This is a genomic window from Polaromonas sp. CT11-55 (assembly GCF_047303325.1).
Lineage (GTDB): Bacteria > Pseudomonadota > Gammaproteobacteria > Burkholderiales > Burkholderiaceae_C > Polaromonas.
Window position 1 is genome coordinate 1 of sequence record NZ_JBKBEX010000019.1, and the last position, 26,209, is coordinate 26,209.

A 26,209-nucleotide genomic window follows, 5' to 3' on the forward strand; every position below is an offset into this window, starting at 1 on the left:
CGCCCTGCCCGCCCAAGCCATCATCCGCGAGGTCGGCCTGCGCGACGGCCTGCAAAGCATTGCCGCCGTGATGCCGACCGCCCACAAGCTTGAATGGCTGCGCCAGGCCCATGCGGCGGGCCAGCGCGAGATCGAGGTCGGCTCTTTTGTGCCGGCGCGCCTGCTGCCGCAGCTGGCCGACACGGCCGAGCTGGTGGCCTATGCCAAGACCCTGCCGGGCCTGGTCACCTCGGTGCTGGTGCCCAACCTCAAGGGCGCGGAGCGCGCGATTGAATCGGGCGCCGACCTGATGCTGCTGCCGCTGTCGGCCAGCCATGCCCACAGCCTCGCGAATTTGCGCAAGACGCCTGATGAGGTCGTGGAAGAAATCGGCCGCATACGCGCGGCGCGCGACGCTTCGGGTTCGCGCATGGTGCTGGAGGTCGGCATGAGCACGGCTTTTGGCTGCACGCTGCAGGGCCGGGTGGAGCCGGCCGAGGTGCTGCGCCTCTTGCAGGCCGTGCTGGACGCCGGCGCCGACCGCGTGAGCCTGGCCGACACCGTGGGTTATGCCGACCCGGCCATGGTGCACAGCCTGTTCGAGGCGGCTTTTGCCCTGGTGGGCGACAAGCTGGCCTGCGGCCATTTCCACGACACGCGCGGTATGGGCATGGCCAATGTCTATGCCGCGCTGCAGACCGGCATGACGCGCTTTGACGCCTGCCTGGCCGGCATAGGCGGCTGCCCGCATGCGCCCGGCGCCAGCGGCAATGTGGCCAGCGAAGACCTGGCGTATATGTTCGCGAGCATGGGCATACAAACCGGTATTGATTTCGACAAACTTATGGCCTTGCGCGGCCAGGTGGCCGGCTGGCTCGAAGGCGAAAGCCTGCATGGCTCGCTGTGGCGCGCGGGCCTGCCCAAAACCATGCGGCCCGCCGCCGCAACGGCCTAAACTCTTCGCTGGCAGGCTTTGCCGGCGCCGCTTTTTTTCTTTCACTACACCTGCATGCAAAACACTGCTTCTTCCACCCCACCCCAGCCGCTGGCCGGCCTGCGCGTCGTGGAGTTCACCCACATGGTCATGGGCCCGACCTGCGGCATGCTGCTGGCCGATATGGGCGCCGAGGTCATCAAGGTCGAGCCCATAGACGGCGACCGCACGCGCCACCTGCTGGGCGCGGGTTCGGGCTTTTTCCCGCTCTTCAACCGCAACAAAAAAAGCATAGGCATAGACCTGCGTGATCCGGCCGGCGCCGAGGTGGCGCGCAAGCTGTGCGCCAGCGCCGACGTGGTGGCCGAGAACTTCAAGCCCGGCACCATGGCCAAGTACGGCCTCGACTACCCCGCGCTGAGCGCCGCCAACCCGCGCCTGATTTACGCCAGCCACAAAGGTTTTCTGCCCGGCCCCTACGACCACCGCACGGCGCTGGACGAAGTCGTGCAGATGATGGGCGGCCTGGCCTATATGACGGGCCGGCCCGGCGACCCGCTGCGCGCCGGCAGCAGCGTCAACGACATCATGGGAGGTATGTTCGGCGCCATCGGCGTGCTGGGCGCACTGATACAGCGCGGCATCAGCGGCAAGGGCATGGAGGTGCAGTCGGCCCTGTTCGAGAACAACGTCTTCCTGGTCGGCCAGCACATGCTGCAGTACGCCATCACCGGCCAGCCGGCCGCGCCCATGCCGGACCGCATCTCGGCCTGGGGGGTGTACGACGTGTTCAGCGTCAAGGACGGCGAGCAGATCTTCCTGGCGGCCGTCAGCGACGCGCAGTGGGCCGTGTTTTGCGACGCGCTGGGTTTTGCCGACCTCAAGGCCGACGCGCGTTACGCCGGCAACAACCAGCGCGTCACCGCGCGCCCCACCCTGCTGCCGCTGCTGCGCGAACGCCTGGCGCTGCGCAGTGCCAGTGAGCTGGTAGCGCTGTTTGAGGCGGCCGGCCTGCCTTTTGCGCCCATACGCAAGCCCGAGGAGCTCTACGACGACGAACACCTGCTGGCCACCGGAGGGCTGGCCGACATCACACTGCCCGACGGCGAACGCGCCGGCCAGACCGCCAAGACCACGCTGCTGCCGCTGACCATGGACGGCGAGCGCCTCAAGGTGCGCATGAACCCGCCCAGGCTGGGTGAGCACACACGCGAACTGCTGGCCGGCCTCGGTTATGGCGAGGCCGACATAGCCCGCTTGCACCGCGAGGAAGCGGTGTCATGACGGCCTGACCACCCCACGAATCACGACAAAGGAGACAAGACATGCGCAGCACAACAAAAAATCCCATCGCTCTTCAACTTGACCGCCGCCACACGCTGCAAGGCCTGGGCGCCCTGCTGCTAGGCGGCCTGGCCTGGGCGCCGCGCCGCCTGCTGGCGCAAACAACGGAACGCGCGGTGCGCTTTATCCTGCCGGTGGGCGCGGGCTCAGGCGTGGACACCATCGTCCGCGCCGCCACCGCGGCCCTGGGCAAGACGCTGGGCCACCCGGTGGTGATTGAAAACCAGCCCGGCGCGGGCGGCATTGTCGGCACATCGGCGCTGGTCAAAGCAGCGCCCGACGGCATGACACTGGGTGTGGTGTCCAACAACCACGTGGTCTACCCCAGCGTCTACAAAACGCTGCCTTTCGACCCGATCAATGACATCACGCCGATCTGCGTGCTGGGCAGCACGCCTTTTGTGCTGGTGGTCAACCCGGCCAAGGTGGCGGCGACCAATGTGAAGGAGCTGGTGGCCCTGCTCAAGGCCAAACCCGAGGCCTACAACTACGCCTCATCGGGCAACGGCACCATATTGCACCTGGCGGCGGAGATGTTCATGGACGAAGCCCAGGTCAAGGTCAAGCACATCCCCTACAAGGGCGTAGGGCCCATGGTGACTGACTTGATAGGCGGCCAGGTCGAGCTGGGCGTGCTGGCGCTGCCGGCCGTGCAGGCCCACCTCAAGAGCGGCGCGCTGCGCGCCATAGGCGTAGGCAGCGCAGCGCGCGTGGCGGCCGCGCCCGAGATTCCGACGATTGCCGAACAAGGCCTGCCCAACTACAACATCGAAGGCTGGTTTGCCGTGGTCGGCCCGGCCAAATTACCGATCGCCGAAGCCAGGCGCATCCAGGCTGCCGTGGCCGCCGCCTACGCAACGCCCGAGGTCAAGGAGGCCATGGCCAAACAGGGCAACACCATCAACCCCGGCACGCCCGAAGCGGCCGCACAGTTCTTCCGCAGCGAGATGATGAAGTACGCGCGACTCGTCAAAAAAGCAGGTGTCGAGCTGCAATAAATCCGCAGAAAAACCGTCCTGATTTTATTGCGCAGCATTGCCGTGCCAAGGCCTGTGGCCATGCTCATAAAAGCCTCGTTTTCAATCTGCGGAAATCTGCGAAATCTGTGGATGAAATTCTTATCCGCAGATTACGCAGATTTACACAGATTAAAGAGAAATCCCGGCGACGTGCGTGGCTAGCGCCGCCTCGCCGGTTCTGTGAGCAGCTCCTGAAGCTGACTGCTACAGCTTTGCTATCGAAACCTCGGTGGACTTGACGAGGGCCACGACCTCGCTGCCGACCGCGAGCTCGAGCTGATCGACGGATCGCGTGGTGATCACCGAGGTCACTATGCCCCAGGGCGTTTCGACGTCGATTTCGGACACCACGTCGCCGCGGATGATTTCCTTGACCTTGCCGCGGAACTGGTTGCGGACATTGATGGCTTGGATGGACATAAAGAGGTTCTCCTGGAACTGGGTTAAAGAATCGTTGAATAAGTAAGGCTAGACCGCCCAGCGCACGCCGTGCACCGGCGTGTTGGGCCATCGCGGCTCACTGGGCGAGATTGCCTCGCCGGGCTGCTGCAGCACGCGGTCCAGGATCTTTTTCTCGATCTGCCCGAACAGCGGGTCGCTGCGTTCGCGCGGCCGGCTGATGCGCACGCGCTCGTCGAGCGCGATGCGGCCGTCCTCGATCAGGATCACGCGGTCGGCCAGCGCCACGGCCTCCTGCACGTCGTGCGTGACCAGCAAGGCGGTAAAGCCGTTGCGCTGCCACAGGCCTTCGATGAGCTGGTGCATTTCGATGCGGGTCAGCGCGTCCAGCGCGCCCAGCGGTTCATCGAGCAGCAAGAGGCGCGGGTTATGCACCAGGGCCCGGGCCAGCGAGACGCGCTGGCGCTGGCCGCCCGACAGGCGCGCCGGCCAGTCGGGCTGGCGGTCGGCCAGGCCCACCTGGGCCAGCACGTCGGCCGCGGCCGCATGGCCGCCGGGCGGCAAGCCCAGGGCCACGTTGTCGATCACGCGGCGCCAGGGCAGCAGGCGTGAATCCTGGAACATGATGCGGGTGTCTTCGCGCAGGCCGCTCACGTCCTGGCCGTCCAGGCGTATGCTGCCTTGCGTGGCAGCCTCCAGCCCGGCCACCAGGCGCAACAGGGTGGATTTGCCGCAGCCGCTGCGGCCCACGATGGCGACAAACTCGCCGGGCTCAATCACAAGCTCGGTGTGCTGCAGCACCTGGCGTTTGCCATAACGTTTCGAGAGCCCGCGTATTTCCAGGCGCACGCCGCGCTCCTGCGATACAGGCGGCGCTTGCTGCGGCAGCGTGTCAGGTTCGGCATCGCGCCCGAGTTCCGCCGCCAGATAGGCCTGGGAAGATTCAAAAGAGATATGGGGATGCAGCATGGTGTTTCCTCGTGCCATTCAGGCCGCCGCACTCTGGTAACCGGGGTGCCAGCGCAGCCAGTAGCGCTCCAGCCCGCGCGCGAACACATCGGCCAGCTTGCCCAGCAAGGCATACAGCAGGATGCCAACCAGCACGATGTCGGTCTGCAAAAATTCGCGGGCGTTCATGGTCAGGTAGCCAATGCCAGCCTGCGCCGAAATGGTTTCGGCCACGATCAAAATCACCCACATCAGGCCCAGCGAAAATCGCAGGCCGACAAGAATGGACGACAGCGCGCCGGGCAGGATGACTTCGCGGTACAGCTGCCAGCGCGTGAGGCCATAGGTGCGGCCCATCTCAATGAGGCCCGGATCCACATTGCGTATGCCGTGGAAGGTGTTGATGTAAATCGGGAAGAACACCGACACCGCGATCAAAAACAGCTTGGCCGTTTCGTCGATGCCGAACCACAGGATCACCAGCGGGATCAGGGCCAGCGCGGGGATGTTGCGCACCATCTGTATGGTCGAGTCGAGCAGGGTTTCGAAAAATTTGACCGAGCCGGTCAGCAAGCCAAAGGCCAGGCCCAACCCGCCGCCCACGGCCAGGCCCGCGAGCGCCCTGCCCGCGCTGACCTTCACATGGATCCACAACTCGCCCGAGGCCGAGAGCGTCCAGGTGGCCTTGATGACTTCCGACGGCGCCGGCAGCACGCGGGTGGACAGCCAGCCCAGCGAGGAGGCAATCTGCCAGAGCGCGATCAAGCCCATAGGCACCACCCAGGGCAGCATGCGCTGGCCCAGGTCGCGCAGGATGGCGGCGAAGGGGATGCGCGGCAATGCGACGCCCGAGCCCAGCGGCAAAAAGCCCAGGCTGGGCGCGTCCACAGTGTCGGGCACCGGGGTCACCTGGAGTTCACGAACAGAGTCTGTCATGGCTGTGCTTCGGGTTCAGCTTTGCGAGACGCGCGGCAGGTAGTCATTGGCCACGACCTCGCCGAAGGGGCCGTTGAGCACCTGGCCGGGCAGCTTCTGACGCAGCCTGCGCGGCAGCAGCGGGAAGACCAGCTCGGCAAAGCGGTAGGCCTCCTCGAGGTGCGGGTAACCCGAGAGCACAAAGGTGTCCAGGCCCAGGGCCGCGTATTCCTCTATGCGCGCGGCCACGGTTTGGGGATCGCCCACCAGGGCCGTGCCGGCGCCGCCGCGCACCAGGCCCACACCGGCCCAGAGGTTGGGACTGATTTCGAGCTCGGCCCTTGTTCGCTTGCCGCCGCCCGCATGCAAGGCAGCCATGCGGCGCTGGCCTTCGGAATCCATGCGCGAAAACGCTGCCTGGGCGCGGCCCACGGTGTCGTCGTCGAGCCGGCTGATCAGGCTTTCGGCGGCGCGCCAGGCTTCGTCCTCGGTCTCGCGCACGATGACGTGCAGGCGTATGCCGAACTTGACCTTGCGGCCCAGCCTCTCGGCGCGGGCCCGCACGTCGGCGACTTTTTTGGAGACCTCGGCGGGCGGCTCGCCCCAGGTCAGGTAGGTGTCGACCTGCTCGGCGGCCAACGCATGGGCCGGCGCCGAGGAGCCGCCGAAATACACGGGCGGATGCGGTTTTTGCACGGGCGGATACAGCAGCTTGGCGCCTTTGACGCTCAGGTGCTGGCCCTGGAAATCAAAACTTTCACCAGCGTGGCTGCGCGCGAGGATCTCGCGCCAGATGCGTATGAATTCGGCCGACTGCTCGTAGCGCTGCGTGTGGTCCAGGTAGACGCCGTCGCCTTCGAGTTCGGCCTGGTCGCCGCCGGTGACCAGGTTGATCAGGAGGCGCCCGCCCGAGAGCCGGTCAAAGGTGGCGGCCATGCGCGCGGCCAGGCTGGGCTGGTGCAGGCCGGGGCGAACCGCCACCAGGAACTTGAGGTTTTTGGTGACGGGCAGCAGGCTGGCGGCCACCACCCAGGGGTCTTCGCAGGAGCGGCCGGTAGGAATCAGCACACCTTCGTAGCCCAGCGTGTCGGCGGCCGTGGCGACCTGCTTCAAATAGTCATGGTTGACCTCGCGCGCGCCTTCGCCCGTGCCCAGGTAGCGGCTGTCGCCGTGGGTGGGAATGAACCAGAAAACCTGCATGGAAAACTCCTTGTGTCTTGCGTCTAATGTGGAAGTTATTTGCGCGCGACCTGCGTGGCTTCAGGCCGCCATACGATGTCCGCCACCTTGACCGGCTTGGGTATCAGGCCCAGGCGAAGAAAGGCATCGGCCACACGCTGCTGGTCTGCGATAGCAGCGGCATTGAGCGGGCCGACAGGCGACACGGGACGGCGCTGGATAAACAGGCTCACCACGCCGGCGTCCAGCCCGCTGAACTCGGACACCAGCTTGATGGCCTCCGCACGATTGCTTTGCACCAGCACATCGGCGCGGCTCAGTTCCTCAAACAGCGCCGCCAGGGTCTGCCCATGCTGGGTGGCAAAGGGGCGCGAGGCCAGGTAAAAGGAGTTGTTGCTCGACAGCTCACGCCCCGTGGCCAGCACGCGCGGCTTGATGGCGAGTTCTATCGCGGCGTAGAACGGGTCCCAGATGGCCCAGGCATCCACACTTTTGCGCTCGAAGGCGGCGCGCGCGTCGGCCGGAGCCAGGTAGATGGGCTGGATGTCGTCCCACTTGAGGCCGGCCTTGTCGACCGCGCGCACCAGCAGGTAGTGGGCGCTGGAGCCTTTTTGCAGCGCGATTTTTTTGCCCTTGAGGCCGGCCAGGTTGCGTATCGGCGAGTCGCCCAGCACCAATACGGCCGAACTGTCGGGCTTGGGCGGCTCGACGCCGACGTAGACCAGCTCCTTGCCGGCGGCCTGGGCGAACACGGGCGGTGAATCGCCGGTCAGGCCGAACTCCAGGCTGCCGACCGACAGCGCTTCCAGCAGCTGCGGCCCGGCCGGGAACTCGGCCCAGGTGATTTTGGTGTTCGGGAAGCGTTTTTCGAGCACGCTTTTCTGCTTGAGGATGACCAGGTTGACGGCGGACTTCTGGTAGCCGATGCGCAGTTGCCCCGGCGCTTTTTCAGCCTTGGCGGCGGCCGGCTGGGCCTTGGCGCCTTGAAGCCCCAGCCCCCACAGCGAGGCAGTGGTGGCGAAGATCTGCAGGAAGCGTCGTCGCAGTTGTAGCGGTGTGAGGGTGTTCATGGTGAGGTCCTTGCAACCGATCACGGGGCGGGTTTGTAGGCGGCATCACTGACATTGATGGCCTTGGGAATCAGCTTGAGCTCGAAGAAGGTGTCGGCCAGTTTTTGCTGGTCGGCGATCACGCTGGCCGGCACGGGCTGGACCTTGAACTCATAGCGCTTGAGGCTGGTCTCGACCACGTTGACCGGCAGGCCTTGCAGCGGCGCGATCAGCTCGGCGGCCTTTTTGAGGTTGGCCTTGAGCCAGGCGCCCCGCTCCACCGAATCGTCAAACAGGGCCTGGATGACCTTGGGATTTTTGGCGACGAAACCGCGCTCGGCCAGGTAGTACTGGTAGTTGTTGACCACGCCCTTGCCGTCGGCCAGCACGCGCGCGCCTATGGCTTTTTCAGCGGCGGCGGTAAACGGGTCCCAGATCACCCAGGCGTCCACGCTCTTGCTTTCGAAGGCGGCGCGCGCATCGGCCGGCGGCAGGTAGACGGGCTGGATGTCGCTGAGCTTGAGCTGGTTTTTCTCAAGCAGCTTGACCAGCAGGTAGTGCACATTGCTGCCCTTGTTGAGGGCGACTTTCTTGCCTTTAAGTTCGGCCACGGATTTGATGGCGGAATCCCTGGGTACCAGGATGGCTTCGGCTTCGGGTGCGGCCGGGTCGTAGCCTATGTAGGCGAATTTGGCACCGGCGGCCTGCGCAAAGATAGGCGGCGCTTCGCCCACATAACCCACGTCCACCGAGCCCAGGTTCAGGCCTTCAAGCAATTGCGGGCCGGCCGGGAATTCCACCCATTTGACCGTGGCGTTCAAGGGCTGCAAACGCTTTTCAAGCGTGCCCTGGGCTTTTTGCAGCACAAACAGGCTGGCGGCTTTCTGGTAGCCGATGCGCAGCTCGACCTTTTCGGCGTTTCCTTGCGCATGGGCCACGGGCAGGCTCAGCAAGGTGATGACGCCCGCGATCGCGGCGGCCAGCAGCAGGCCCAGGCTGAAGTCGAGCCAGGTGCGCGCCCTGGAGGGCTGTTGGGAAGTGCCGGGTGTGCCGGCGGAGGGGGTGCTCATGGGATGTCCTTTTCAGTGGTCTTTTCCGGGTGCGCTGCCGGCGAGAGGCAAAGCTCCGCCCGGCCGCCTGCCTGGCGGTTTCAAAATTGGCGCCGGGGGTTCAGGGCGGCGGCTGAACGATCAGCCCGCGCGCCCCGGTGAGGAGTTCAAACGCTACATCGCACCCGGGAAAAGTGCACCGGCTCAAAGCCGGCCGTGGCCGGCTGGCGAAAGCTTTCCGCCAACAGGGACAGCACCGCGTCGTCGAGGCGCACGGCGATGTCGGGGCCGACCTCGTAGCGCTTGTCGGCCGACTGCGGAACCTGGGAATCGGTGGCGTAAACACCGGGCAGGATATGGCGCGCAGCCAGCGCCTGCAGCACCGGGCGCAGCGCGTAGTCGAGCGCCAGCATGTGGTGCGGGCTGCCGCCCGTGGCCAGCGGCAGCACGGTTTTTTCTTTCAGCGCGGTCTGCGGCAGCAAATCGAGCAGCACCTTGAGCAGCCCGCTGTAGGCCGCCTTGTAGACCGGCGTGGCCACCACGACAGCGCGCGCCCTGGCGATCTGCGCTATGGCCTTGACGATGGCCGGGTGGCCCCATTCGGCCAGCAGCAGCGCCTGGGCCGGCAGCTCGCGGATATTGAGGCGGTCCACCACCAAGCCGCCGCGCAGGGCCAGCCTGTGGCTGACCGAGTCGAGCAGCGCCGAGGAGCGCGACTGCTCGGAGGGGCTGCCGGCGATCAGCAGTACGGATTGTTGCGCGGACATTATTTAAAGTTTTCCCTGGTGTGCCTGTGTGGCCAAGCGTGGTGTGACAGCTCTTCAATTTCAGTGCCGGCGCGGAACCGGCTCAGCCGGGCCGCAGCGGGCGCCCCCCTTGGGGGAGGCGGCCGGAGGCCGCTTCGGGGGGGTACTTACTTTCTTGTATAGATCTGGTCGAAGGAGCCGCCGTCGGCGAAGTGCTCCTTGTCAGCCTTGGTCCAGCCGCCGAACGCCTGGTCGATGGTGAACAGGTTCAGCTTGGGGAACTGCTTGGCGTACTTGGCAATGGCTTTTTGCGAAACGGCCGGGCGGTAGAAGTTCTTGCCGGCGATGTCCTGGCCTTCTTCCGAGTACAGGTACTTCAGGTATTCCTCAGCCACGGCGCGCGTGCCCTTTTTGTCCACGTTCTTGTCGACCACGGCGACGGCGGGCTCGGCCAGGATGCTGAGCGAGGGCACGACCACGTCGAACTTGGCGCCGAATTCCTTTTCCAGCAGGTAGGCCTCGTTTTCCCAGGCGATCAGCACGTCGCCCTGAGCACGCTGGGCGAAAGTGATGGTGGAGCCGCGGGCGCCGGTGTCCAGCACCGAGACATTGCCGTAGAGCTTGGCGACAAACTCCTTGGCCTTGGCGTCGCTGCCGTATTTGCGCTTGGCGAATTCCCAGGCCGCCAGGTAGTTCCAGCGGGCGCCGCCCGAGGTCTTGGGGTTGGGCGTGATCACATTGATGCCGGGCTTGATCAGGTCGTCCCAGTCCTTGATGCCCTTGGGATTGCCCTGGCGCACGGCCAGCACGATGGTGGAGGTATAGGGCGAGGAGTTGTGCGGCAGCTTCTTTTGCCAGTCGGCGGACAGCCAGCCGCCGTTTTTGACCAGCGCGTCGGTGTCGCCGGCCAGGGCCAGGGTGGCGACGTCGGCGTCCAGGCCGTCAATGATGGAGCGCGCCTGCTTGCCCGAACCGCCGTGCGACTGCTTGATGGTCACGTCCTGGCCGGTCTTGGCCTTCCAGTATTTGATGAAGGCGGCGTTGTACTCGACGTAAAGCTCGCGCGTAGGGTCGTAAGACACATTGAGCAGCGTGACAGGCGGCTTGGGCGGCTGCTGGGCCTGGGCCGTCAGCAGTGACCCTGCCAGCGTCAAACCCAAACCCAGGGCGGCGGCCGTGCGGGTGGAAACATTGATAAAGTTGCGGCGTGAAGTCATGGTTGCTCTCTTTTCCAGAAAATGCGTGTAAATGCAGACAAAATGGATTCTGGAAGCAGCCTTAGAAAACCGGAACGAATAAAAACTCAGTTCTTTATTCTGTATTTATCCTTGGACGCCCTTTTGGGCCCTTGGATCACCCTTTTAGATCCCCCCGATACACGAAAGAACCCTCGCCATGGCACGCCTCGTCAAATGCATCAAGCTCGGTAAAGAAGCCGAAGGCCTGGACTTCCCCCCCTACCCCGGCGCCCTGGGCAAACGCATCTGGGAAGAGGTCAGCAAGGAGGCCTGGGCCGACTGGATGAAGCAGCAGACCATGCTGGTCAATGAAAACCGCCTGAACCTGGCTGACGCCCGCGCCCGCCAGTACCTGGCGCGCCAGATGGAGAAACACTTCTTCGGTGAAGGCGCCGACGCGGTGCAAGGCTACGTACCGCCCACCCCCTGATACGGCGGCATGCCCGAGCGCATTGAGTGGCTGGACGACGGCACGGCCGGCGGCAGCCCCTTCAGCCCGCGTTTCGGCGACCGCTACCGCAGCGAACTGGGCGGGCTGGACCAGGCCAAAGAAGTCTTTCTCAAGGGCTGCGGCCTGCCCGCAGCCTGGGCCGGCCAACCGCAATGGACGGTGCTGGAAACCGGTTTCGGCCTGGGCCTGAACTTCCTCGTGACCTGGGCCGCCTGGAAGGCCGACCCGGACCGCCCCCACCTTCTGCATTTCGTCTCGACCGAGGCCTTCCCGGCCAGCGCGGCCGACGTGCTGCGCAGCGCCCAAACCCATGCTGAACTGATTCCCTTGGCCGAACAGCTGCAGGCCCAGCTCTGGGGGCTGCTGCCGGGCTTTCACCGCCTGGTGTTTGAGGGCGGCCAGGTCTTGCTGACGCTGTGCATAGGCGATGCCAAAGCCATGCTGCGCGAACAATCATTCGAAGCCGATTCGGTCTACCTGGACGGCTTCAGCCCGCAGCGCAACCCCGACATCTGGGATGTGCACACCTTCAAGGCCGTGGCGCGCTGTTGCCGGCGCGGCACACGGGTGGCCACTTGGACCATCGCGCGCAGCGTGCGCGACGGGCTCGCGCAATGCGGCTTTGTCGTGAAAAAAGTGCCGGGCATACCGCCCAAGCGCGACAACCTGCAGGGTGAGTTCAATCCGGCCTGGGAACCCAAAAAAGCGCAGCCGCCACCGGCGCGCCGCGCCCCGGGTAGCTGCGTGGTGATAGGCGCGGGCCTGGCCGGCGCGGCCGTGGCGGCCAGCCTGGCGCGCCGCGGCTGGCAAGTCACGGTGCTCGACGCGGCCGAAGAGCCGGCCGCCGGGGCCTCCGGCCTGCCGGCGGGCTTGCTGGCACCGCATGTCTCTCCCGACGACAACCCGCTCTCGCGCCTGTCACGCCATGGCATTCGCGCCACGCTGCAGCAGGCCGAAGCCTTGCTGCAAGCCGGCGACTGGGGCCGCACCGGCGTGCTGGAGCACGCGGTGGAGCACCCGCGCAAACGGCCCGAGGCCTGGCGGGCGGACTGGGCCGAGGCAGCCGGCGACTGGAGCCGCCCGGCCGAGACCGCTCAGCTCGCGCAATGCGGCCTGCCGCCGGATGCGCCCGCGCTGTGGCATGCGCGCGCCGGCTGGATACGGCCCGCCGCCCTGGTCGAGGCCTGGCTGGCTGCGCCAGGTGTGGTGTCGTACGGCCGATCGGTGGTGGGCCGGCTGAGCCATGCCTCCGGCCAGTGGCTGGTTTGGGATGCGCAGGGCCGGGAGCTGGCGCGCGTCGAACTCGTGGTGCTGGCGGCTGGGTATGCAAGCCGCGCGCTGGCGGCCGGCGCCGAGGCGGCTAACACCGGTGAACTCGCGCTGCAAGCCATACGCGGCCAGGTCAGCTGGGGCCGACATGAGCCCGGCACGGCCGGCGCCCTGCCCGCTTTTCCGGTGAACGGCCACGGCAGCCTGGCGCCCGCCGTGCCCCTGGCCGGCGAGGCCAGTGGCCTGGCCTGGGTCATGGGTTCGAGCTTTGAACGCGACAACCCCAAGGCCGAAATACGCCCCGAGGACGACCACCACAACTTCAGCCGGCTGCAAACCCTGCTGCCCGAAACGGCGCGTGCGCTGGCCGCGCAGTTTGAGGCCGGGCATGTTCAAAGCTGGGCCGGCGTGCGCTGCGCGACACCCAGCCGCCTGCCCATGCTGGGGCCGCTGGCGGACGGCTTGTGGGTTTGCAGCGGAATGGGCTCGCGCGGGCTGAGTTTTGCCGCGCTGTGTGGGGAGTTGCTGGCGGCCCGGCTGCACGCCGAGCCCCTGCCGCTGGAGCAGCGCCTGGCCGATGCGCTGGCGCCGCAACGCGCACCAGCCGCCTGAAGCTCAGCTCAGGCTGCGCAGCAGGTACTTGAGCTTTCCGGGATGCAGGGGTTTGCGCAGGCTGCCGCGTGCGCCGGCAAACCAGCCGCGCACCGCGTCCAGCGGGGTCAGCTTGCTGCCGGTCAGGATCAGGAATTCGATGTGTGGGCGCGAGGCTTCCACGCGTTTGACCATCTCCCAGCCATCGATGTCAGGCAGGTCCATGTCAAGGATCACGAGTTTGTAAAGCCGTGTGTCCATGAGCTTGAGCGCTTCGCTGCCGCTGGCGGCTTCGTCCACGACCAGCCGGCCGGCCATGGCCAGGCGGGCGCGCAGGTAGAGGCGCGCATCGCGGTCGGCGTCCACCACCAGCACCTGGGCCTGCTCGGCTTGGGCAGCGGGTTCTTCCAGCGGCGAGGGCGCGGTGGGGGCTTCGGAATCAAAGTCGAGGTCCAGGTCCAGCACCGCGCCTGACTCGGACAGCAGGTCCAGGTCAAGTTCGGCTTCCGCCGGCTTGCCGGCGGCCTGGGGGTGCTCGGCCTCCAGCAAGGCGTCCATGCCTTCAATCACGGCCGCCCATTGCAGCGGGCGCTTGATCGCCAGTCGCGCCCGGGACGGCGCGTTGTCGCCTATCCAGACCAGTTTGAGATCGTCATGGGCGGGATTGGCCAGCTCGATCGCGGCTTCCCAGCTGTCGCCGTCTATCAGGGCCAGTTCGGCTTCTTCAGGCGCGGCCGCGGTCCACAGCGCGTAGGCCGTGGGCCGGGTTTCGGACAGGCGAAACACCGTGTTCAGGGCGTGACGTTCCACGTCATCAAACCCGAACACTTTTACAAATATCCGCTTGACAGCCTCACCACCCGTATTCGTCATGTGGGCCGATTATGCGGGGATTCGGCAGGCTCTTTTTCATGATTCTCATGAAATTGGCGCGCTCGTTGCCAAAAGGTCACTTCATGGCCGCAGACGGTCGGCGGGCCTTGACATAGTCGTCCGGCGGCAGATAGGCCTTGCCGTCGGCATAGCGCCATTGCACCATGGTGCCCTTGTTGCCGCGCAGGTCCAGCTTGCCCACATAGGCGCCCATGGTGGACTGGTGGTCGATGGCGCGGAACTCGGCCGGGCCGAAGGGGGTGGAGAACTTCAGGCCACGCAGCGCCACGACCAACTTCTCGCTGTCGGTGGAATTGGCCTTTTTGATGGCGGCAAAAATCGCCTGCATGGTGGAATAACCCACGACCGAGCCGACCTTGGGGTATTCGTTGAAGCGGCGGTAGTAGTTGGCGGCGAAGCTGGCGTGCTCGCGCGAGTCGATCTGGTCCCAGGGGTAGCCGGTCACGATCCAGCCCTTGGGCGTTTCGTCCTTGAGCACATCCAGGTACTCGGGCTCGCCCGACAGCAGCGACACCACGGGTATCCTGGGAAAAATGCCGCGCTGGTTGCCCTCGCGCACCAGCTTGGCCAGGTCGGCGCCGAATGTCACATTGAAGATGGCATCGGGCTTGCTCTGCATGGTGGCCTGCAGCGTGGTGCCGGCGTCTAGCTTGCCGAGCGCGGGCCACTGCTCGCCGACGAACTCCACGTCGGGGCGCCTGGCCTTGAGCAGTTCCTTGAAAGCCGCCACGGCACTGGTGCCGTATTCATAGTTGGGCGCGATCACGGCCCAGCGCTTGGCCGGCAGTTTGGCGGCCTCCTCGACCAGCATGGCGGCCTGCATATAAGTACCGGGCCGCAGCCGGAAGGTGTAGCGGTTGCCCTTGTCCCAGATCAGCGCGTCGGTCAGAGGCTCGCTGGCGATAAACACCTTTTTGTTCTTCTGGGCATGGTCGGCCAGTGCCAGCCCGACATTGGACAGGAAACCGCCGGCCAACACGTCGACCTTTTCCTTGGAAGTCAGCTCGATCGCGTGGCGCAGGGCTTCTTCGGGCTTGCCGGCGTCGTCGCGGGCGATGACCTCAACCTTGCGGCCCAGCAGGCCGCCGGTGACGTTGATTTCTTCCACGGCAAGCTGCCAGCCCTGGCGGTAGGGCTGGGTGAACTGGGGGATGGTCGAATAGCTGTTGATTTCGCCGATCTTCACGGGTGTTTTTGAGCCGCCCTGCGCCAGCGCCAAGCCGGCCGCCGATGCCAGAAACAAACCGCCCAGCAGGGCGGATTTTGCAAATTTCACGGTTTTCTCCAAAAGGTGAGCGATTCGTTCCATCGAGCCGGCGCACGCGAGGGGGTAGCTGGCCGGGAAAAGCAGGGACTGTACCAGCGCATTGTGGATGCGGGATGCCCGGATGCGCGATTGTGGATTTTCTTTAAGCACACAGCGACTGAAATCACCCTGAAATCCGCATATTTGCTGGCGAATAAGCTTATCCAGATAACGGCAGAACAAATGTGTAGTTTGTTTTTATAAGCTGCACACTTACATTTTCCGGCATGCATGAATTTGCCTTTGTATTTGCCGGCTTTGCCGTGGGTTTGGTGGTGGGCCTGACCGGCGTGGGCGGCGGCTCGCTGATGACGCCGCTGCTGATCTTCTTTTTCGGCATCAAACCGCACCTGGCCATAGGCACCGACCTGCTGTTCGCCGCCTTCACCAAGATGGGCGGCACCGTGAGCCTGGCGCGCGCCCGCGCGGTCGACTGGAAAATCGTCGGCCAGACGGCCGCCGGCAGCATCCCGGCCTCGCTGGCCACGCTGTATATGTTGCAGCGCCTGGGCCCCGCCAATCCGGCCACCCAGGCCATCATGACGACCACCCTGGGCCTGGCGCTGCTGCTGACGGCCGGTGCCACCTTCTACAAGGTGCTGCGCGGAAAAGCCGCCCCCACCAGCATCGCCCCCGAAGCCATCGTCCAGGCCACGCGCGCGCGCCACTGGTCGCTGCCGCTGCTGTTCGGCGCGGTCATAGGCACGCTGGTCACCCTGACTTCGGTGGGTGCGGGCGCCATCGGCGTGATCGTGCTGATGCTGCTCTACCCCACCCTGCCGCTGCCGCGCATCGTGGCGGCCGACATCGCCCATGCCGTGCCGCTGACCCTGGTCGCGGGCCTGGGCCACGCCTCCATCGGTTCGGTCGACTGGTCGCTGCTGATCAAGCTGCTGGCCGGCTCCCTGCCCGGCATCTGGCTGGGCTCGCACCTGGTGCACAAGACGCCGGACCGCGTGATCCGCTCGCTGCTCTCGGTGCTCCTCGCCTATGCCGGCGTGAAACTGATCTCGATCTGAGCGGCGCCAGGCCCGTTTTCCTTATAAAAATCCCACGTTTGAATCCCGACAGCCATGTACCAATACACAGAATTTGACCGCGAGTTCGTCCAGGCCCGCGCCAACCAGTACCGCGACCAGCTGAGCCGCTGGCAGGCCGGCAAACTGCCGGAAGACGAATTCCGCCCGCTGCGCCTGCAAAACGGCTGGTACGTGCAGCGCTATGCGCCCATGCTGCGCGTGGCCGTGCCCTACGGCGAGCTGTCGAGCGCGCAGGTGCGCGTGCTGGCCAAGATCGCCCGCGAATACGACCAGCCGAATGCGGCGCTGTTCAACGACGCCCAGGCCAAACAGGACAAGCTGGGCCCCGTCAACCTCAAGAGCGGCCTGTCGGTCAGCTCCAAGCTGACGACCGGCTATGCCCACTTCACGACGCGCCAGAACGTGCAGTACAACTGGATCCCGCTGGACAAATCGGCCGACGTGATGGACCTGCTGGCCAGCGTCAACATGCACGGCATCCAGACCAGCGGCAACTGCATACGCAACATCACCAGCGATGAGCGCGCCGGCATCGCCGTCGACGAAATCGCCGACCCGCGCCCCTTCGGCGAGATCCTGCGACAGTGGAGCACGCTGCACCCCGAGTTCGCATTCCTGCCGCGCAAGTTCAAGATCGCCATCAGCGGCGCCCGCGAAGACCGCGCCGCCACGGCCTGGCACGACGTGGGCCTGCACCTGGTGCGCAATGCCGAAGGCGAGCTGGGCTTCAAGGTGCTGGTGGGCGGCGGCATGGGCCGCACGCCTGTCATAGGCACGGTGATACGCGAGTTCCTGCCCTGGAACCAGATCATGAATTACCTGGAAGCCGTGATACGCGTGTACAACCGTTACGGCCGCCGCGACAACATCTACAAGGCGCGCATCAAGATCCTGGTGAAGGCCGAAGGCCAGCGCTATATCGACGAGGTCGAGGCCGAGTACAAGCAGATCCTCGAGCACGACGGCGCGCCGCACACCATCACCCAGGAAGAACTGGACCGTGTGACCGCCTCCTTCGTGCCGCCCACGCTCAATTGCGACCGCAAGAGCGCCGACGTGAAGATCGCCAACATCCTGCGCGCCGCCGCCGAGGACGACATCGAGTTCGGCCGCTGGCTGCAGCGCAACGTGGCCCCGCACCAGAACCCCGACCTGCGCGCCGTGACCTTGTCCTTCAAGCGCCTGGGCCAGGCCCCGGGCGACGCAACGGCCGACCAGCTCGACATCGCCGCCGACCTGGCCGACCAGTTCAGCGCCGGCGAGGTGCGCGTCACGCACGACCAGAACCTGCTGCTGCCCTGGGTGCGCTGCGACGAGCTGCCCGAGCTCTGGCGCGCCGCCCGCAAGGCCGGTTTCGCCAAGCCCAACGTCCGCCTGCTGACCGACATGATCGCCTGCCCCGGCGGCGATTTCTGCTCGCTGGCCAATGCACGCTCCATCCCCATCGCCGAAGCCATCACCGAGCGCTACCAGGACATGGACGAGCTACACGACCTGGGCGAGATCGACCTGCACATCAGCGGCTGCATCAATTCCTGCGGCCACCACCACAGCGGCCATATCGGCATCCTGGGTGTGGACAAGGATGGCCTGGAGTGGTACCAGGTCTCGCTGGGCGGCTCCGACGGCTCCGCGCTGAGCGGCGCCTCGGTGCCCGGCAAGGTGGTGGGCCCTTCGTTCACGGGCGCCGAAGTCCCCGAGGTCATTGAAGCGGTGCTCGACACCTACCGCCAGTTGCGCGAAGACGGTGAAACCTTTATCGCGACCCTGCGCCGCGTCGGCATGGAGCCCTACAAGGCCGCCGCCAAGGCCGCACGCTTTGCCCCCAACACCGTCGCGCACTGAAAGGAATGACGATGAAACTGCTGCCTTTCAACGAACACAGCGGCACCGAACAAGCCGGTGTCCTGGCCATCGCGAACGACGCCGATCCTTTCGAGGTCTCGCTGGCCGGCGTTGTGCGCATAGACCTGCACTTCCCGAAATTCACCGACGGCCGCGCCTACAGCCAGGCCTTTTTGCTGCGCCGCCGCCGTGAATTTAAGGGCGAGATTCGCGCCACCGGCGACGTGCTGGTGGACCAGCTGGCGCAGATGGAGCGCAGCGGCTTTGACACCGCAGTGCTGCGCGCCGACCAGGACATAGCCGTCGCCGAGCGCGTGCTGGCCAGCTACCCCGGCTACAGCGCGGGCCGCTACCAGGGCGACGCAGTGCACATTGCCCCCCACTTCAAGGAAGCGGCTGCCGCCTGAACACCATGAGCCTCGATCTTGCAAAAATCAACGCGGAACTCGGCCACAACGCGCAGGGCCTGGTGGCCTGGGCTGTGGGACTGGGCCGTCCCGCCATCGTCACCACCAATTTCCGCCCCTTTGAGGCGGTGATACTGCACATGGTGACGCGCGCCAATCCCCGCGTTCCCGTGGTCTGGATGGACAACGGCTACAACACCGAGGCCACCTACCGCTTCGCCGACGAAGTGACAAAGCTGCTCAAGCTGGACCTGCATATTTACCTGCCGCGCCGCTCCCGTGCTCACCGCGAGGCCGTGGAAGGCCCGACCCCGGCGCTGGACGATCCACGCCACGCGGCCTTCACTGAAGAGGTGAAACTCGAGCCCTTTGCCCGCGCCCTGCGCGAAACCGCCCCCCAGGTCTGGTTCACGGCCTTGCGCGCCACCGATACCGCGGTGCGCGCCCAGATGGACCCGGTCAGCGTCAACCCCGACGGTCTGATCAAGGTTGCGCCGCTACTGCACTGGTCTTCCAAAGACCTCTACCAGTACTGCGAAATCAACGGCCTGCCCAACAACTTCGACTATGTGGACCCCACCAAGGGCGAGGACAACCGCGAGTGCGGTCTGCACCTTGCGCACTGACGGCCCCCTCCCGATGTCCCCCCATGCCCCACCTCGCAGACCTATGAACGCCCGCACACCCTCTCACTTGCTGCCAGCCGACCCGGCGATTTCCATCGCACGGCTGTCCAACTCCCACCTCGATGCGCTGGAAGAGGAAACCATCTTCATCCTGCGCGAAGTGGCCGCGGCCTTTGAGCGCCCGGCCCTGCTGTTTTCGGGCGGCAAGGACTCGTTGGTGATGCTCAAGTGCGCCGAAAAAGCCTTTGGCGTGGGCCGCATCCCCTACCCGCTGCTAATGATTGACACCGGCCACAACTTCCATGAAGTGACCGATTTCCGCGATTTCCGCGCCAAGGAACTGGGCGCCGAGCTGATCGTGCGCAATGTCGAGGACTCGATGAGACGCGGCACCGTGCGCCTGGCCCATCCGGGCGAATCGCGCAATGTGCACCAGTCGGTCACGCTACTGGAGGCGATCGACGAATTCCGCTTTGACGCGCTGATAGGCGGCGCACGCCGCGACGAAGAAAAAGCCCGCGCCAAGGAGCGGATTTTTTCGCACCGCGACAGCTTCGGTCAGTGGCAACCCAAGGCGCAGCGCCCCGAACTCTGGACGCTGTTCAACACCCGGCTGCAGCCCGGCGAGCACTTCCGCGTGTTCCCGATCTCCAACTGGACCGAACTCGACGTGTGGCAGTACATCGAACGCGAAAAAATCGCGCTGCCTTCGCTGTACTACGCGCACCAGCGCAAGGTGGTCGAGCGCAAGGGCCTGCTGGTGCCGGTAACCGAGCTGACCCCCGCGCGCGACGGCGAACAAATCGTTGAAAAAACCGTGCGCTTTCGCACCGTAGGCGACATCACCTGCACCTGCCCGGTGGACAGCCCCGCCGCCACGGCCGCCGAAATCGTGATTGAAACACTGGCCGCCGACGTGAGCGAGCGCGGCGCCACGCGCATGGACGACAAGACCTCCGACGCATCGATGGAAAAGCGCAAGAAAGACGGGTATTTCTGATGAGCACGACTGATTTAACCGCCGGCGACGTGAAACTCGCGCCCCCCGGCCAGAACGACCTGAAGCCGGCGCTGAAATTCATCACCTGCGGCTCGGTCGACGACGGCAAGAGCACCTTGATAGGCCGCCTGCTGGTGGACAGCCGCGCGGTGCTGCAGGACCACCTGGCCGGCGTGCAGCGCGGCGGCGAGACCGACCTGGCCCTGCTGACCGACGGCCTGTCGGCCGAACGCGAGCAAGGCATCACCATCGACGTGGCCTACCGCTACTTCGCCACCGAAAGCCGCAAGTTCATCATCGGCGACGCGCCCGGCCATGAGCAGTACACCCGCAACATGGTGACGGCCGCCTCCAGCGCCGACGCCGCCGTGGTGCTGGTCGACGCCACCAAGCTGGACTGGAAAAACCCCTCGCTGGAGCTGCTACAGCAAACCCGCCGCCATTCGCTGCTGGTCAACCTGCTGCGCGTGCCCTCCATCGTGTTCGCGGTGAACAAGCTCGACGCCGTGGAAGACCCGGCGCTGGCATTCAAAAACATAGCTGCGGCCCTGGCCGCCTTCGCCCAGGCCGCGCGCATCCCGGTGAAAGCAACCGTGCCGGTGTCGGCCCTCAAGGGCTACAACGTGGTCGACGGCAAGCCCGGCTGGTGCGGCTACGAAGGCCTGTCGCTGCTGCAGCTGCTGGAACACCTGCCCGTCACGGCCGCCGAAAGCACCGAGGCCTTTTCGTTTCCGGTACAGTGGGTCGAAAAATTTTCGTCCTCGTCCGACACCTCGCAGGGCCGCCGTGTCTTCTGGGGCCGTGTTGCCACCGGCGGCGTGCAGCCCGGCCAGAGCGTGACCATACTGCCCAGCGGCAAGACGGCGGTGGTGGCCCAGGTGCTGGACCATACCCGCCAGCCCAAGACCATCCTGGCCGGCCACAGCGCAGGCATCGTGCTGGACCACGAAGTCGACGTGTCGCGCGGCGACTGGCTGCTGGCCGTGGACAGCTTCGAGCCCTCGCGCGAAATCTCGGCCACCGTGGCCTGGATGGACGACGAGCCGCTGGTCGCGGGCCGCGTCTACTGGACGCTGCACGGCCACCGCTGGGTCAAGGCCAAGGTCAAACGCATCGTGCACAAGCTCGACGTAAACACCCTGGCCGAGGAAGACGCCAGCGAGCTGCCGCCCAATGCCATAGGCCACATCGAACTGAGCCTGCAGGAGCCGCTGGCCACCCTGCCCTATGCGCGTTCGCGCATCCTGGGCTCGCTGGTGCTGGTGGACACGGCCTCGCACAGAACCTCGGGCGCGGCGCTGGTCCTTTGAGCCGGCCTCCACGCGAAGCACCCGCTTCGCGTTCTTTGATAACCCTGTTGGCGGAAACCTCTTAAAATCAAGGGTTTCCACCGACCAGCCTAGAAAAAACATGACCCACATCGTCTCCGAATCCTGCATCCGCTGCAAATACACCGACTGTGTGGATGTTTGCCCCGTGGACTGCTTCCGCGAAGGCCCCAACATGCTGGTGATCGATCCGGACGAGTGCATTGACTGCGCCGTCTGCATTCCCGAATGCCCCGTGAACGCCATCTATGCCGAGGAAGACGTGCCGGCGGACCAGATCGCCTTCATCAAGCTCAATGTGGAATTGAGCCGCGCCGAGGGCTGGAAAAGCATTACCAAGCGCAAGGACGCTTTGCCCGACGCCGAGGAATGGAAAGACAAGACGGGCAAACTGTCCGAATTGATCCGCTAAGCCGACCCGGGGCCGCCGGCCCCAGGCCCTTCCCGGGCCGCCACGCGCCTTGCCGGGCGCCCCAGGAACCATGGAACCCCAACTGAACCAAGAAGTGATCAACACCGCAGCCGAGCACGACGGCCCCATCGAAACCGATGCGGTGATCGTGGGCGCCGGGCCCGTGGGACTGTTCCAGGTGTTCGAGCTGGGCCTGCTGGAGATCAAGGCGCATGTGATCGACTCGCTGGCTTACCCCGGCGGCCAGTGCATAGAGCTTTACCCCGACAAGCCGATTTACGACATTCCCGCCGTGCCCATGTGCACCGGCAGGGAACTGACCGACAGCCTGCTCAAGCAGATCGAGCCTTTCGGCGCGACTTTTCATTTCGGCCAGGAAGTCAGCACGGTCGAACGGCAGCAGGACGGCCGCTTTTTTGTCGAAACCTCCAAGGGCACGCGCTTTCTGACCAAGACGATTTTCATCGCGGCGGGCGTGGGCGCCTTCCAGCCCAAGCTGCTGCGCGTCGATGGCCTGGAGCAATTTGACGACAGCCAGCTGTTCTACCGTGTGAAAAACCCGGCCGACTTTGCCGGCAAAAACCTGGTCATCGTGGGCGGTGGCGACTCCGCGCTCGACTGGGCGCTGAACTTCGCGGCCGCTGGCCCCAACAAGGCCGAGAGCGTGATCCTGGTCCACCGGCGTGACGGCTTCCAGGCCGCGCCCGCCAGCGTGGCCAAGATGCGCGAACTCTGCGACGCTTACGAGATGCAGTTCATCGTGGGTCAGGTCACCGGCTACGAAGAAAAGCAAGGCCGGCTCACCGGCGCCAAGGTCACCGGCTCCGACGGTATCACGCGCGTGGTGCCGCTGGACGTGCTGCTGGTGTTCTTCGGCCTGTCGCCCAAGCTGGGGCCGATTGCCGACTGGGGCCTGGACATCGAACGCAAGCAGCTCAAGGTGGACACCGAAAAATTCTCCACCAACATTCCCGGCATCTTCGCGGTGGGCGACATCAACACCTACCCCGGTAAAAAGAAGCTGATCCTGAGCGGCTTCCACGAATGCGCACTGGCGGCCTTCGGCGCTGCGCCCTTCATCTTCCCCGACAAAAAAATCCACCTGCAATACACCACGACCAGCCCGAAACTGCACAAGGTGTTGGGCGTTGAGTCGCCGGTGTTTGACGACTGAGCCGGGCAACCCCCCGTCCCTCCAAAAAGCCCGCCATGCGCGGGCTTTTTATTGCCTGCAGAAGCAGGCACGAATCCACCCTACAATTTACGCAGCGCCCGCAAGGGTGCCTTCGCTGGGGGTGTTGCCGCGGTTCGTGATTGCGAACGGCGGCGGCTGAGAAAGTCCCTTTGAACCTGATTTGAGGTAATCCTCGCGCAGGGAAGCATGTTCCGGATGCCCGCAGCGCCTGCGGGCTTCAAGCAGGCCGACCTGGCATTGAAGATCGGAACTGCTGATGACCACAACCTCTACTTCCGCCGCCGGCAACACCGCGCTCACACCACTGCCCGCAGGCGACCGCCTGTTCGGCTGGAGCGACCATGCCGCGCTCTGGCTCAGCCTGGGCGTGGGCCTGCTGGTCATGCAGATAGGCGCCTACCTGGTGCCGGCCCTGGGCACACAAACGGCGCTGGCGGTGATCGTCTGCGGCTCCATCCTGGGCGCGGGCCTGCTGGCCTGGACGGCGAAGATCGGCTGCGACAGCGGACTTTCGAGCGCCGGGCTGATGCACGCCACTTACGGCAGCAGCTTCGCGCGCCTGCCGGTGCTGCTCAACATCGTGCAACTGATAGGCTGGACCACCTTCGAGCTTGTGGTGATGCGCGACGGCACCATCGCCATCGCCCGCCAGTCCGGCAGCTTTGCGGGTGCCGCATGGCCCCTTCTGGCCACCCTGCTCTGGGGCGCGGTGCTGCTGGCGCTGCTGTCGGGCTCCATGGTCAGGCTGGTGCGCAAATTCATAGGCCGTTGGGGCCTGCCGCTGGTCATCGCTTCGCTGCTGTGGCTGAGCTGGCAATTCCTGGCCAAGGCCAACAGCCAAGGCCTGGCCGCGCTGTGGAACCGCCCCGGCGAAGGCGGCATGAGTACGCTGTCAGCGCTGGACCTGGTGATCGCGATGCCGGTTTCCTGGCTGCCGCTGGTGGCCGATTTCGCGCGCCACGGGCGCGACGGCAACAGCGCCCTGCGCGGCACCTGGCTGGGTTATGCGATTGCCAATATCTGGTGCTACGCGCTGGGCGTGCTGGTGGCCATCACAACGCCCAGCACCGACCTGGTCGCAGCGCTGCTGCTGGCGCAAGGCGGGCTGGTCGCACTGGGGCTGATCCTGATCGACGAAGTCGACAACGCTTACGGCGACCTGTACTCGGGCTCGGTGGCCGGCCACAGCCTGAAGCCGGCCTGGAGCGTGCGCCGCTGGGGCGTGGGCCTGGCCCTGCTGTGCACCGCGCTGGCGCTGGTGCTGCCCATGCACAGTCTGGAGCCGTTTTTGCTGATGCTCAGCTCGGTGTTCGTGCCCTTGTACGGCGTGATCCTGGCGCGGCTGGCCGGCACGCCCCATATCGCCGCGCTAGTCGCCAGGCGCAAGGTCAATCCCAGCGCCGTCGCGATCTGGCTCCTGGGCATTGTTTGCTACCACCTGTGCGCCAAGCTGGCGCCCGACTGGGGTGCGGCATTGCCGACGCTGGTGCTGACCTTTGCCCTGGCGCGGCTCACGCGAGCCGACGCTACCGGCGCTTCGGGCGCTAGCGCAGCGGCTTGAGCCGCATCGCGAGGGGCGCGTGGCCGTGATTCAGCGGCCCGCTGCCCTCGCCCGTGCACACCCGGGCGCCGGCCTGCAGCGCCGCGCGCACATAGGTGCGCGCCAGCAGCACGGCTTCCAGCAGGGGCTGGCCCAGCGCCAGGTGGGCTGCAATCGCGGATGACAGCGTGCAGCCCGTGCCGTGGGTATTAGGGCTGGGAATGCGCGGCCCGCGCATCCAGTGCAGTTCGCCGCTTTGCGTTGCCAGCAGGTCGCTGACGACATCGCCGGGCAAATGCCCGCCCTTGAGCAGCACGGCGCGCGCGCCTTTGGCCAACAGTTCCTGCGCCGCGGCCTGCATGGCTTCTTCATCGGCTAGCGGCCGGCCGACCAGCAACGCCGCTTCATCGAGATTGGGCGTTACCACCAGCGCACGCGGAAACAGCTCACGCACCAGTACCGCGATGGCCGGGTTGTCGATCAACACCGCACCGCTGGTAGCGACCATGACCGGGTCCAGCACCACGTTTTGCAACGCGTGGCGGTCTATGGCCTCGGCCACGGTCTGCACGATGTCCGGTGCGTGCAACATGCCTATCTTCACCGCGTCCGCGCCTATGTCTTCGACGACGGCGTCAATCTGGTCGCTCAGCATTTGCGGCGGCACGCCGTGGATAGCACGCACCCCGCGCGTGTTCTGCGCCGTCAAGGCGGTGATGGCCGTCATGCCGTAGCAGCCCAGCGCGGCAAAGGTTTTAAGGTCGGCCTGGATGCCGGCCCCGCCGCCGCTGTCGGAACCCGCGATGCTCAGAACGCGGGGATATTCGTGATCAAAAAGAGTGTCGGTCATTGGCTTTATCCGTGATTCTGGGTATGGTCGCACAGCGACCTCAGTGTGGCGGCTGCCGCACGCGGATCGTCGGCGGCGCACAGCGCACTCACCACGGCCAGGCCGTCGGCACCGGCGCGCAGCACCTCGCGTGCGTTGCCGGCGTGGATGCCGCCTATGGCCACCAGCGGCAATCGGGTGGCGGCCCGCACAACGGCCAGCCCTTCCAGGCCCCAGGGATCTTTGGTGTCGGTTTTGGTGGGGGTCGAAAAAACCGGGCTCACGCCCAGGTAGTCGACCGGCAGCGCCGCGCTTTGCCGCACGTCGTCCATGGACTCGACCGACCAGCCGATGAACACACCGGGCGGCAGCAGCTTGCGCGCCTCGTCGGCCGGCAGGTCGTTCTGCCCCAGGTGCACGCCGTCGGCGCCGCAAGCCAGGGCGATGTCGATGCGGTCGTTGATGACCAGCGGTATGCCCTGGGGCGCGAGCAGTGCTTTCAGAATCAGGGCTTGGGCCAGGAATTCGCGCGTGCCCAGCTGCTTTTCGCGCAGTTGCACACAGCTGACTCCGCCCTGCACGGCCTCGGCCACTACGTCGGCCAAGGGCCGGTCGCGCATCAACCCCTGGTCGGTGACCAGGTAAAGCCGCAAGGCCTCGGGCTTCAATCGCGCCAT

General features: G+C 65.6%; 26 protein-coding genes and 1 riboswitch. Of the genes, 14 read left to right on the forward strand and 12 right to left on the reverse strand.

Annotation, left to right across the window (positions count from 1 at the left end; translation table 11 throughout):
• Positions 1 to 4: 4 nt before the first annotated feature.
• Genes ACEN8I_RS16635 through ACEN8I_RS16645 form a run of 3 tightly spaced genes read left to right on the forward strand, consistent with a single transcriptional unit; the run spans position 5 to position 3,255 of the window.
• Entirely contained in the window at positions 5 to 934 is a 930-nt protein-coding gene (locus tag ACEN8I_RS16635; protein WP_413329714.1) for a hydroxymethylglutaryl-CoA lyase, read from the forward strand.
• Between the two features lie 54 nt (positions 935 to 988).
• Positions 989 to 2,197 (forward strand): CaiB/BaiF CoA transferase family protein, encoded by a 1,209-nt coding sequence (locus ACEN8I_RS16640; protein WP_413329634.1) that lies wholly within the window; start codon positions 989 to 991, stop codon positions 2,195 to 2,197.
• A 41-nt stretch (positions 2,198 to 2,238) separates the two neighbouring features.
• Positions 2,239 to 3,255 (forward strand): Bug family tripartite tricarboxylate transporter substrate binding protein, encoded by a 1,017-nt coding sequence (locus tag ACEN8I_RS16645; RefSeq protein ID WP_413329635.1) that lies wholly within the window; start codon positions 2,239 to 2,241, stop codon positions 3,253 to 3,255.
• 225 nt (positions 3,256 to 3,480) lie between these two features.
• Here the strand turns inward: ACEN8I_RS16645 and ACEN8I_RS16650 are convergent, their stop codons facing one another.
• The 8 genes from ACEN8I_RS16650 to ACEN8I_RS16685 all read right to left on the reverse strand — a co-directional run bounded on the left by ACEN8I_RS16650 (position 3,481) and on the right by ACEN8I_RS16685 (position 10,778).
• Entirely contained in the window at positions 3,481 to 3,696 is a 216-nt protein-coding gene (locus ACEN8I_RS16650; RefSeq protein WP_007869745.1) for a TOBE domain-containing protein, read from the reverse strand.
• A gap of 48 nt (positions 3,697 to 3,744) precedes the next feature.
• The gene (locus tag ACEN8I_RS16655; protein ID WP_413329636.1) at positions 3,745 to 4,644 is read right to left on the reverse strand and encodes an ATP-binding cassette domain-containing protein; all 900 of its coding nucleotides are present in this window, start codon (positions 4,642 to 4,644) and stop codon (positions 3,745 to 3,747) included.
• A gap of 18 nt (positions 4,645 to 4,662) precedes the next feature.
• Complete coding sequence (gene ssuC, locus ACEN8I_RS16660) at positions 4,663 to 5,559, reverse strand: aliphatic sulfonate ABC transporter permease SsuC (protein WP_413329637.1); 897 nt, start codon at positions 5,557 to 5,559, stop codon at positions 4,663 to 4,665.
• 15 nt (positions 5,560 to 5,574) lie between these two features.
• A complete protein-coding gene (gene ssuD / locus ACEN8I_RS16665; RefSeq protein ID WP_413329638.1) occupies positions 5,575 to 6,738 on the reverse strand; it encodes an FMNH2-dependent alkanesulfonate monooxygenase in 1,164 nt (387 codons plus the stop codon).
• Positions 6,739 to 6,773: 35 nt separating this feature from the next.
• Entirely contained in the window at positions 6,774 to 7,787 is a 1,014-nt protein-coding gene (locus tag ACEN8I_RS16670; RefSeq protein ID WP_413329639.1) for a sulfonate ABC transporter substrate-binding protein, read from the reverse strand.
• A gap of 20 nt (positions 7,788 to 7,807) precedes the next feature.
• On the reverse strand, positions 7,808 to 8,836 hold the full coding sequence (locus ACEN8I_RS16675) for a sulfonate ABC transporter substrate-binding protein (RefSeq protein WP_413329640.1): 1,029 nt from the start codon (positions 8,834 to 8,836) through the stop codon (positions 7,808 to 7,810).
• 146 nt (positions 8,837 to 8,982) lie between these two features.
• Positions 8,983 to 9,582, reverse strand: a complete 600-nt coding sequence (gene ssuE, locus ACEN8I_RS16680) for an NADPH-dependent FMN reductase (RefSeq protein ID WP_413329642.1) — start codon at positions 9,580 to 9,582, stop codon at positions 8,983 to 8,985.
• 146 nt (positions 9,583 to 9,728) lie between these two features.
• A complete protein-coding gene (locus ACEN8I_RS16685) occupies positions 9,729 to 10,778 on the reverse strand; it encodes a sulfate ABC transporter substrate-binding protein (RefSeq protein WP_413329643.1) in 1,050 nt (349 codons plus the stop codon).
• A gap of 178 nt (positions 10,779 to 10,956) precedes the next feature.
• Between ACEN8I_RS16685 and ACEN8I_RS16690 the strand changes: the two genes are divergently transcribed.
• Both ACEN8I_RS16690 and mnmC read left to right on the forward strand, forming a co-directional pair.
• Positions 10,957 to 11,229: an oxidative damage protection protein gene (locus ACEN8I_RS16690; protein WP_074574597.1), complete on the forward strand. Its 273-nt coding sequence runs from the start codon at positions 10,957 to 10,959 to the stop codon at positions 11,227 to 11,229.
• A gap of 9 nt (positions 11,230 to 11,238) precedes the next feature.
• A complete protein-coding gene (mnmC, locus tag ACEN8I_RS16695; RefSeq protein ID WP_413329644.1) occupies positions 11,239 to 13,131 on the forward strand; it encodes an FAD-dependent 5-carboxymethylaminomethyl-2-thiouridine(34) oxidoreductase MnmC in 1,893 nt (630 codons plus the stop codon).
• 3 nt (positions 13,132 to 13,134) lie between these two features.
• Here the strand turns inward: mnmC and ACEN8I_RS16700 are convergent, their stop codons facing one another.
• Complete coding sequence (locus ACEN8I_RS16700; protein WP_413329645.1) at positions 13,135 to 13,920, reverse strand: response regulator transcription factor; 786 nt, start codon at positions 13,918 to 13,920, stop codon at positions 13,135 to 13,137.
• 139 nt (positions 13,921 to 14,059) lie between these two features.
• The gene (locus tag ACEN8I_RS16705) at positions 14,060 to 15,313 is read right to left on the reverse strand and encodes an ABC transporter substrate-binding protein (RefSeq protein WP_413329646.1); all 1,254 of its coding nucleotides are present in this window, start codon (positions 15,311 to 15,313) and stop codon (positions 14,060 to 14,062) included.
• Positions 15,314 to 15,537: 224 nt separating this feature from the next.
• Here ACEN8I_RS16705 and ACEN8I_RS16710 point away from each other — a divergent pair, with 224 nt between their 5' ends.
• The 9 genes from ACEN8I_RS16710 (at position 15,538) to ACEN8I_RS16750 (ending at position 24,724) form a co-directional block, all read left to right on the forward strand.
• Positions 15,538 to 16,329 carry a sulfite exporter TauE/SafE family protein gene (locus ACEN8I_RS16710; protein ID WP_074574603.1) on the forward strand — a complete coding sequence of 264 codons (792 nt, stop codon included), beginning with the start codon at positions 15,538 to 15,540 and terminating at the stop codon, positions 16,327 to 16,329.
• A gap of 54 nt (positions 16,330 to 16,383) precedes the next feature.
• Positions 16,384 to 18,195, forward strand: coding sequence for a nitrite/sulfite reductase (locus ACEN8I_RS16715; RefSeq protein ID WP_413329648.1), 1,812 nt, complete (start codon positions 16,384 to 16,386; stop codon positions 18,193 to 18,195).
• Between the two features lie 11 nt (positions 18,196 to 18,206).
• Positions 18,207 to 18,602: a DUF934 domain-containing protein gene (locus tag ACEN8I_RS16720; RefSeq protein WP_413329649.1), complete on the forward strand. Its 396-nt coding sequence runs from the start codon at positions 18,207 to 18,209 to the stop codon at positions 18,600 to 18,602.
• Between the two features lie 5 nt (positions 18,603 to 18,607).
• Complete coding sequence (locus ACEN8I_RS16725; protein WP_413329650.1) at positions 18,608 to 19,228, forward strand: phosphoadenosine phosphosulfate reductase family protein; 621 nt, start codon at positions 18,608 to 18,610, stop codon at positions 19,226 to 19,228.
• A gap of 43 nt (positions 19,229 to 19,271) precedes the next feature.
• Positions 19,272 to 20,228 carry a sulfate adenylyltransferase subunit CysD gene (gene cysD / locus ACEN8I_RS16730; protein WP_413329651.1) on the forward strand — a complete coding sequence of 319 codons (957 nt, stop codon included), beginning with the start codon at positions 19,272 to 19,274 and terminating at the stop codon, positions 20,226 to 20,228.
• The gene (locus tag ACEN8I_RS16735; RefSeq protein ID WP_413329652.1) at positions 20,228 to 21,538 is read left to right on the forward strand and encodes a sulfate adenylyltransferase subunit 1; all 1,311 of its coding nucleotides are present in this window, start codon (positions 20,228 to 20,230) and stop codon (positions 21,536 to 21,538) included. The genes cysD and ACEN8I_RS16735 overlap by 1 nt, the downstream gene beginning before the upstream one ends.
• Positions 21,539 to 21,638: 100 nt before the next feature.
• A complete protein-coding gene (gene fdxA, locus ACEN8I_RS16740; protein WP_007869720.1) occupies positions 21,639 to 21,968 on the forward strand; it encodes a ferredoxin FdxA in 330 nt (109 codons plus the stop codon).
• A gap of 70 nt (positions 21,969 to 22,038) precedes the next feature.
• Entirely contained in the window at positions 22,039 to 23,142 is a 1,104-nt protein-coding gene (locus tag ACEN8I_RS16745; RefSeq protein WP_413329653.1) for an NAD(P)/FAD-dependent oxidoreductase, read from the forward strand.
• Between the two features lie 107 nt (positions 23,143 to 23,249).
• A riboswitch (TPP riboswitch) is annotated at positions 23,250 to 23,363 on the forward strand.
• Between the two features lie 56 nt (positions 23,364 to 23,419).
• Positions 23,420 to 24,724: a purine-cytosine permease family protein gene (locus ACEN8I_RS16750; protein ID WP_413329654.1), complete on the forward strand. Its 1,305-nt coding sequence runs from the start codon at positions 23,420 to 23,422 to the stop codon at positions 24,722 to 24,724.
• Here the strand turns inward: ACEN8I_RS16750 and thiD are convergent.
• Both thiD and thiE read right to left on the reverse strand, forming a co-directional pair.
• The gene (gene thiD / locus ACEN8I_RS16755; RefSeq protein ID WP_413329655.1) at positions 24,708 to 25,553 is read right to left on the reverse strand and encodes a bifunctional hydroxymethylpyrimidine kinase/phosphomethylpyrimidine kinase; all 846 of its coding nucleotides are present in this window, start codon (positions 25,551 to 25,553) and stop codon (positions 24,708 to 24,710) included. The genes ACEN8I_RS16750 and thiD overlap by 17 nt on opposite strands.
• A gap of 5 nt (positions 25,554 to 25,558) precedes the next feature.
• Positions 25,559 to 26,209, reverse strand: a complete 651-nt coding sequence (thiE, locus tag ACEN8I_RS16760; RefSeq protein ID WP_413329656.1) for a thiamine phosphate synthase — start codon at positions 26,207 to 26,209, stop codon at positions 25,559 to 25,561.

What these genes read in the sequence shown, in the direction of transcription:
- ACEN8I_RS16640 (WP_413329634.1), top strand. Translation starts at nt 989, where the DNA reads ATGCAAAACACTGCTTCTTCCACCCCACCCCAGCCGCTGGCCGGCCTG.
- ACEN8I_RS16645 (WP_413329635.1), top strand. Translation starts at nt 2,239, where the DNA reads ATGCGCAGCACAACAAAAAATCCCATCGCTCTTCAACTTGACCGCCGC.
- ACEN8I_RS16650 (WP_007869745.1), bottom strand. Translation starts at nt 3,696, where the DNA reads ATGTCCATCCAAGCCATCAATGTCCGCAACCAGTTCCGCGGCAAGGTC.
- ACEN8I_RS16655 (WP_413329636.1), bottom strand. Translation starts at nt 4,644, where the DNA reads ATGCTGCATCCCCATATCTCTTTTGAATCTTCCCAGGCCTATCTGGCG.
- ssuC (WP_413329637.1), bottom strand. Translation starts at nt 5,559, where the DNA reads ATGACAGACTCTGTTCGTGAACTCCAGGTGACCCCGGTGCCCGACACT.
- ssuD (WP_413329638.1), bottom strand. Translation starts at nt 6,738, where the DNA reads ATGCAGGTTTTCTGGTTCATTCCCACCCACGGCGACAGCCGCTACCTG.
- ACEN8I_RS16670 (WP_413329639.1), bottom strand. Translation starts at nt 7,787, where the DNA reads ATGAACACCCTCACACCGCTACAACTGCGACGACGCTTCCTGCAGATC.
- ACEN8I_RS16675 (WP_413329640.1), bottom strand. Translation starts at nt 8,836, where the DNA reads ATGAGCACCCCCTCCGCCGGCACACCCGGCACTTCCCAACAGCCCTCC.
- ssuE (WP_413329642.1), bottom strand. Translation starts at nt 9,582, where the DNA reads ATGTCCGCGCAACAATCCGTACTGCTGATCGCCGGCAGCCCCTCCGAG.
- ACEN8I_RS16685 (WP_413329643.1), bottom strand. Translation starts at nt 10,778, where the DNA reads ATGACTTCACGCCGCAACTTTATCAATGTTTCCACCCGCACGGCCGCC.
- ACEN8I_RS16690 (WP_074574597.1), top strand. Translation starts at nt 10,957, where the DNA reads ATGGCACGCCTCGTCAAATGCATCAAGCTCGGTAAAGAAGCCGAAGGC.
- mnmC (WP_413329644.1), top strand. Translation starts at nt 11,239, where the DNA reads ATGCCCGAGCGCATTGAGTGGCTGGACGACGGCACGGCCGGCGGCAGC.
- ACEN8I_RS16705 (WP_413329646.1), bottom strand. Translation starts at nt 15,313, where the DNA reads ATGGAACGAATCGCTCACCTTTTGGAGAAAACCGTGAAATTTGCAAAA.
- ACEN8I_RS16710 (WP_074574603.1), top strand. Translation starts at nt 15,538, where the DNA reads ATGCATGAATTTGCCTTTGTATTTGCCGGCTTTGCCGTGGGTTTGGTG.
- ACEN8I_RS16715 (WP_413329648.1), top strand. Translation starts at nt 16,384, where the DNA reads ATGTACCAATACACAGAATTTGACCGCGAGTTCGTCCAGGCCCGCGCC.
- ACEN8I_RS16720 (WP_413329649.1), top strand. Translation starts at nt 18,207, where the DNA reads ATGAAACTGCTGCCTTTCAACGAACACAGCGGCACCGAACAAGCCGGT.
- ACEN8I_RS16725 (WP_413329650.1), top strand. Translation starts at nt 18,608, where the DNA reads ATGAGCCTCGATCTTGCAAAAATCAACGCGGAACTCGGCCACAACGCG.
- cysD (WP_413329651.1), top strand. Translation starts at nt 19,272, where the DNA reads ATGAACGCCCGCACACCCTCTCACTTGCTGCCAGCCGACCCGGCGATT.
- ACEN8I_RS16735 (WP_413329652.1), top strand. Translation starts at nt 20,228, where the DNA reads ATGAGCACGACTGATTTAACCGCCGGCGACGTGAAACTCGCGCCCCCC.
- fdxA (WP_007869720.1), top strand. Translation starts at nt 21,639, where the DNA reads ATGACCCACATCGTCTCCGAATCCTGCATCCGCTGCAAATACACCGAC.
- ACEN8I_RS16745 (WP_413329653.1), top strand. Translation starts at nt 22,039, where the DNA reads ATGGAACCCCAACTGAACCAAGAAGTGATCAACACCGCAGCCGAGCAC.
- ACEN8I_RS16750 (WP_413329654.1), top strand. Translation starts at nt 23,420, where the DNA reads ATGACCACAACCTCTACTTCCGCCGCCGGCAACACCGCGCTCACACCA.
- thiD (WP_413329655.1), bottom strand. Translation starts at nt 25,553, where the DNA reads ATGACCGACACTCTTTTTGATCACGAATATCCCCGCGTTCTGAGCATC.
- thiE (WP_413329656.1), bottom strand. Translation starts at nt 26,209, where the DNA reads ATGGCGCGATTGAAGCCCGAGGCCTTGCGGCTTTACCTGGTCACCGAC.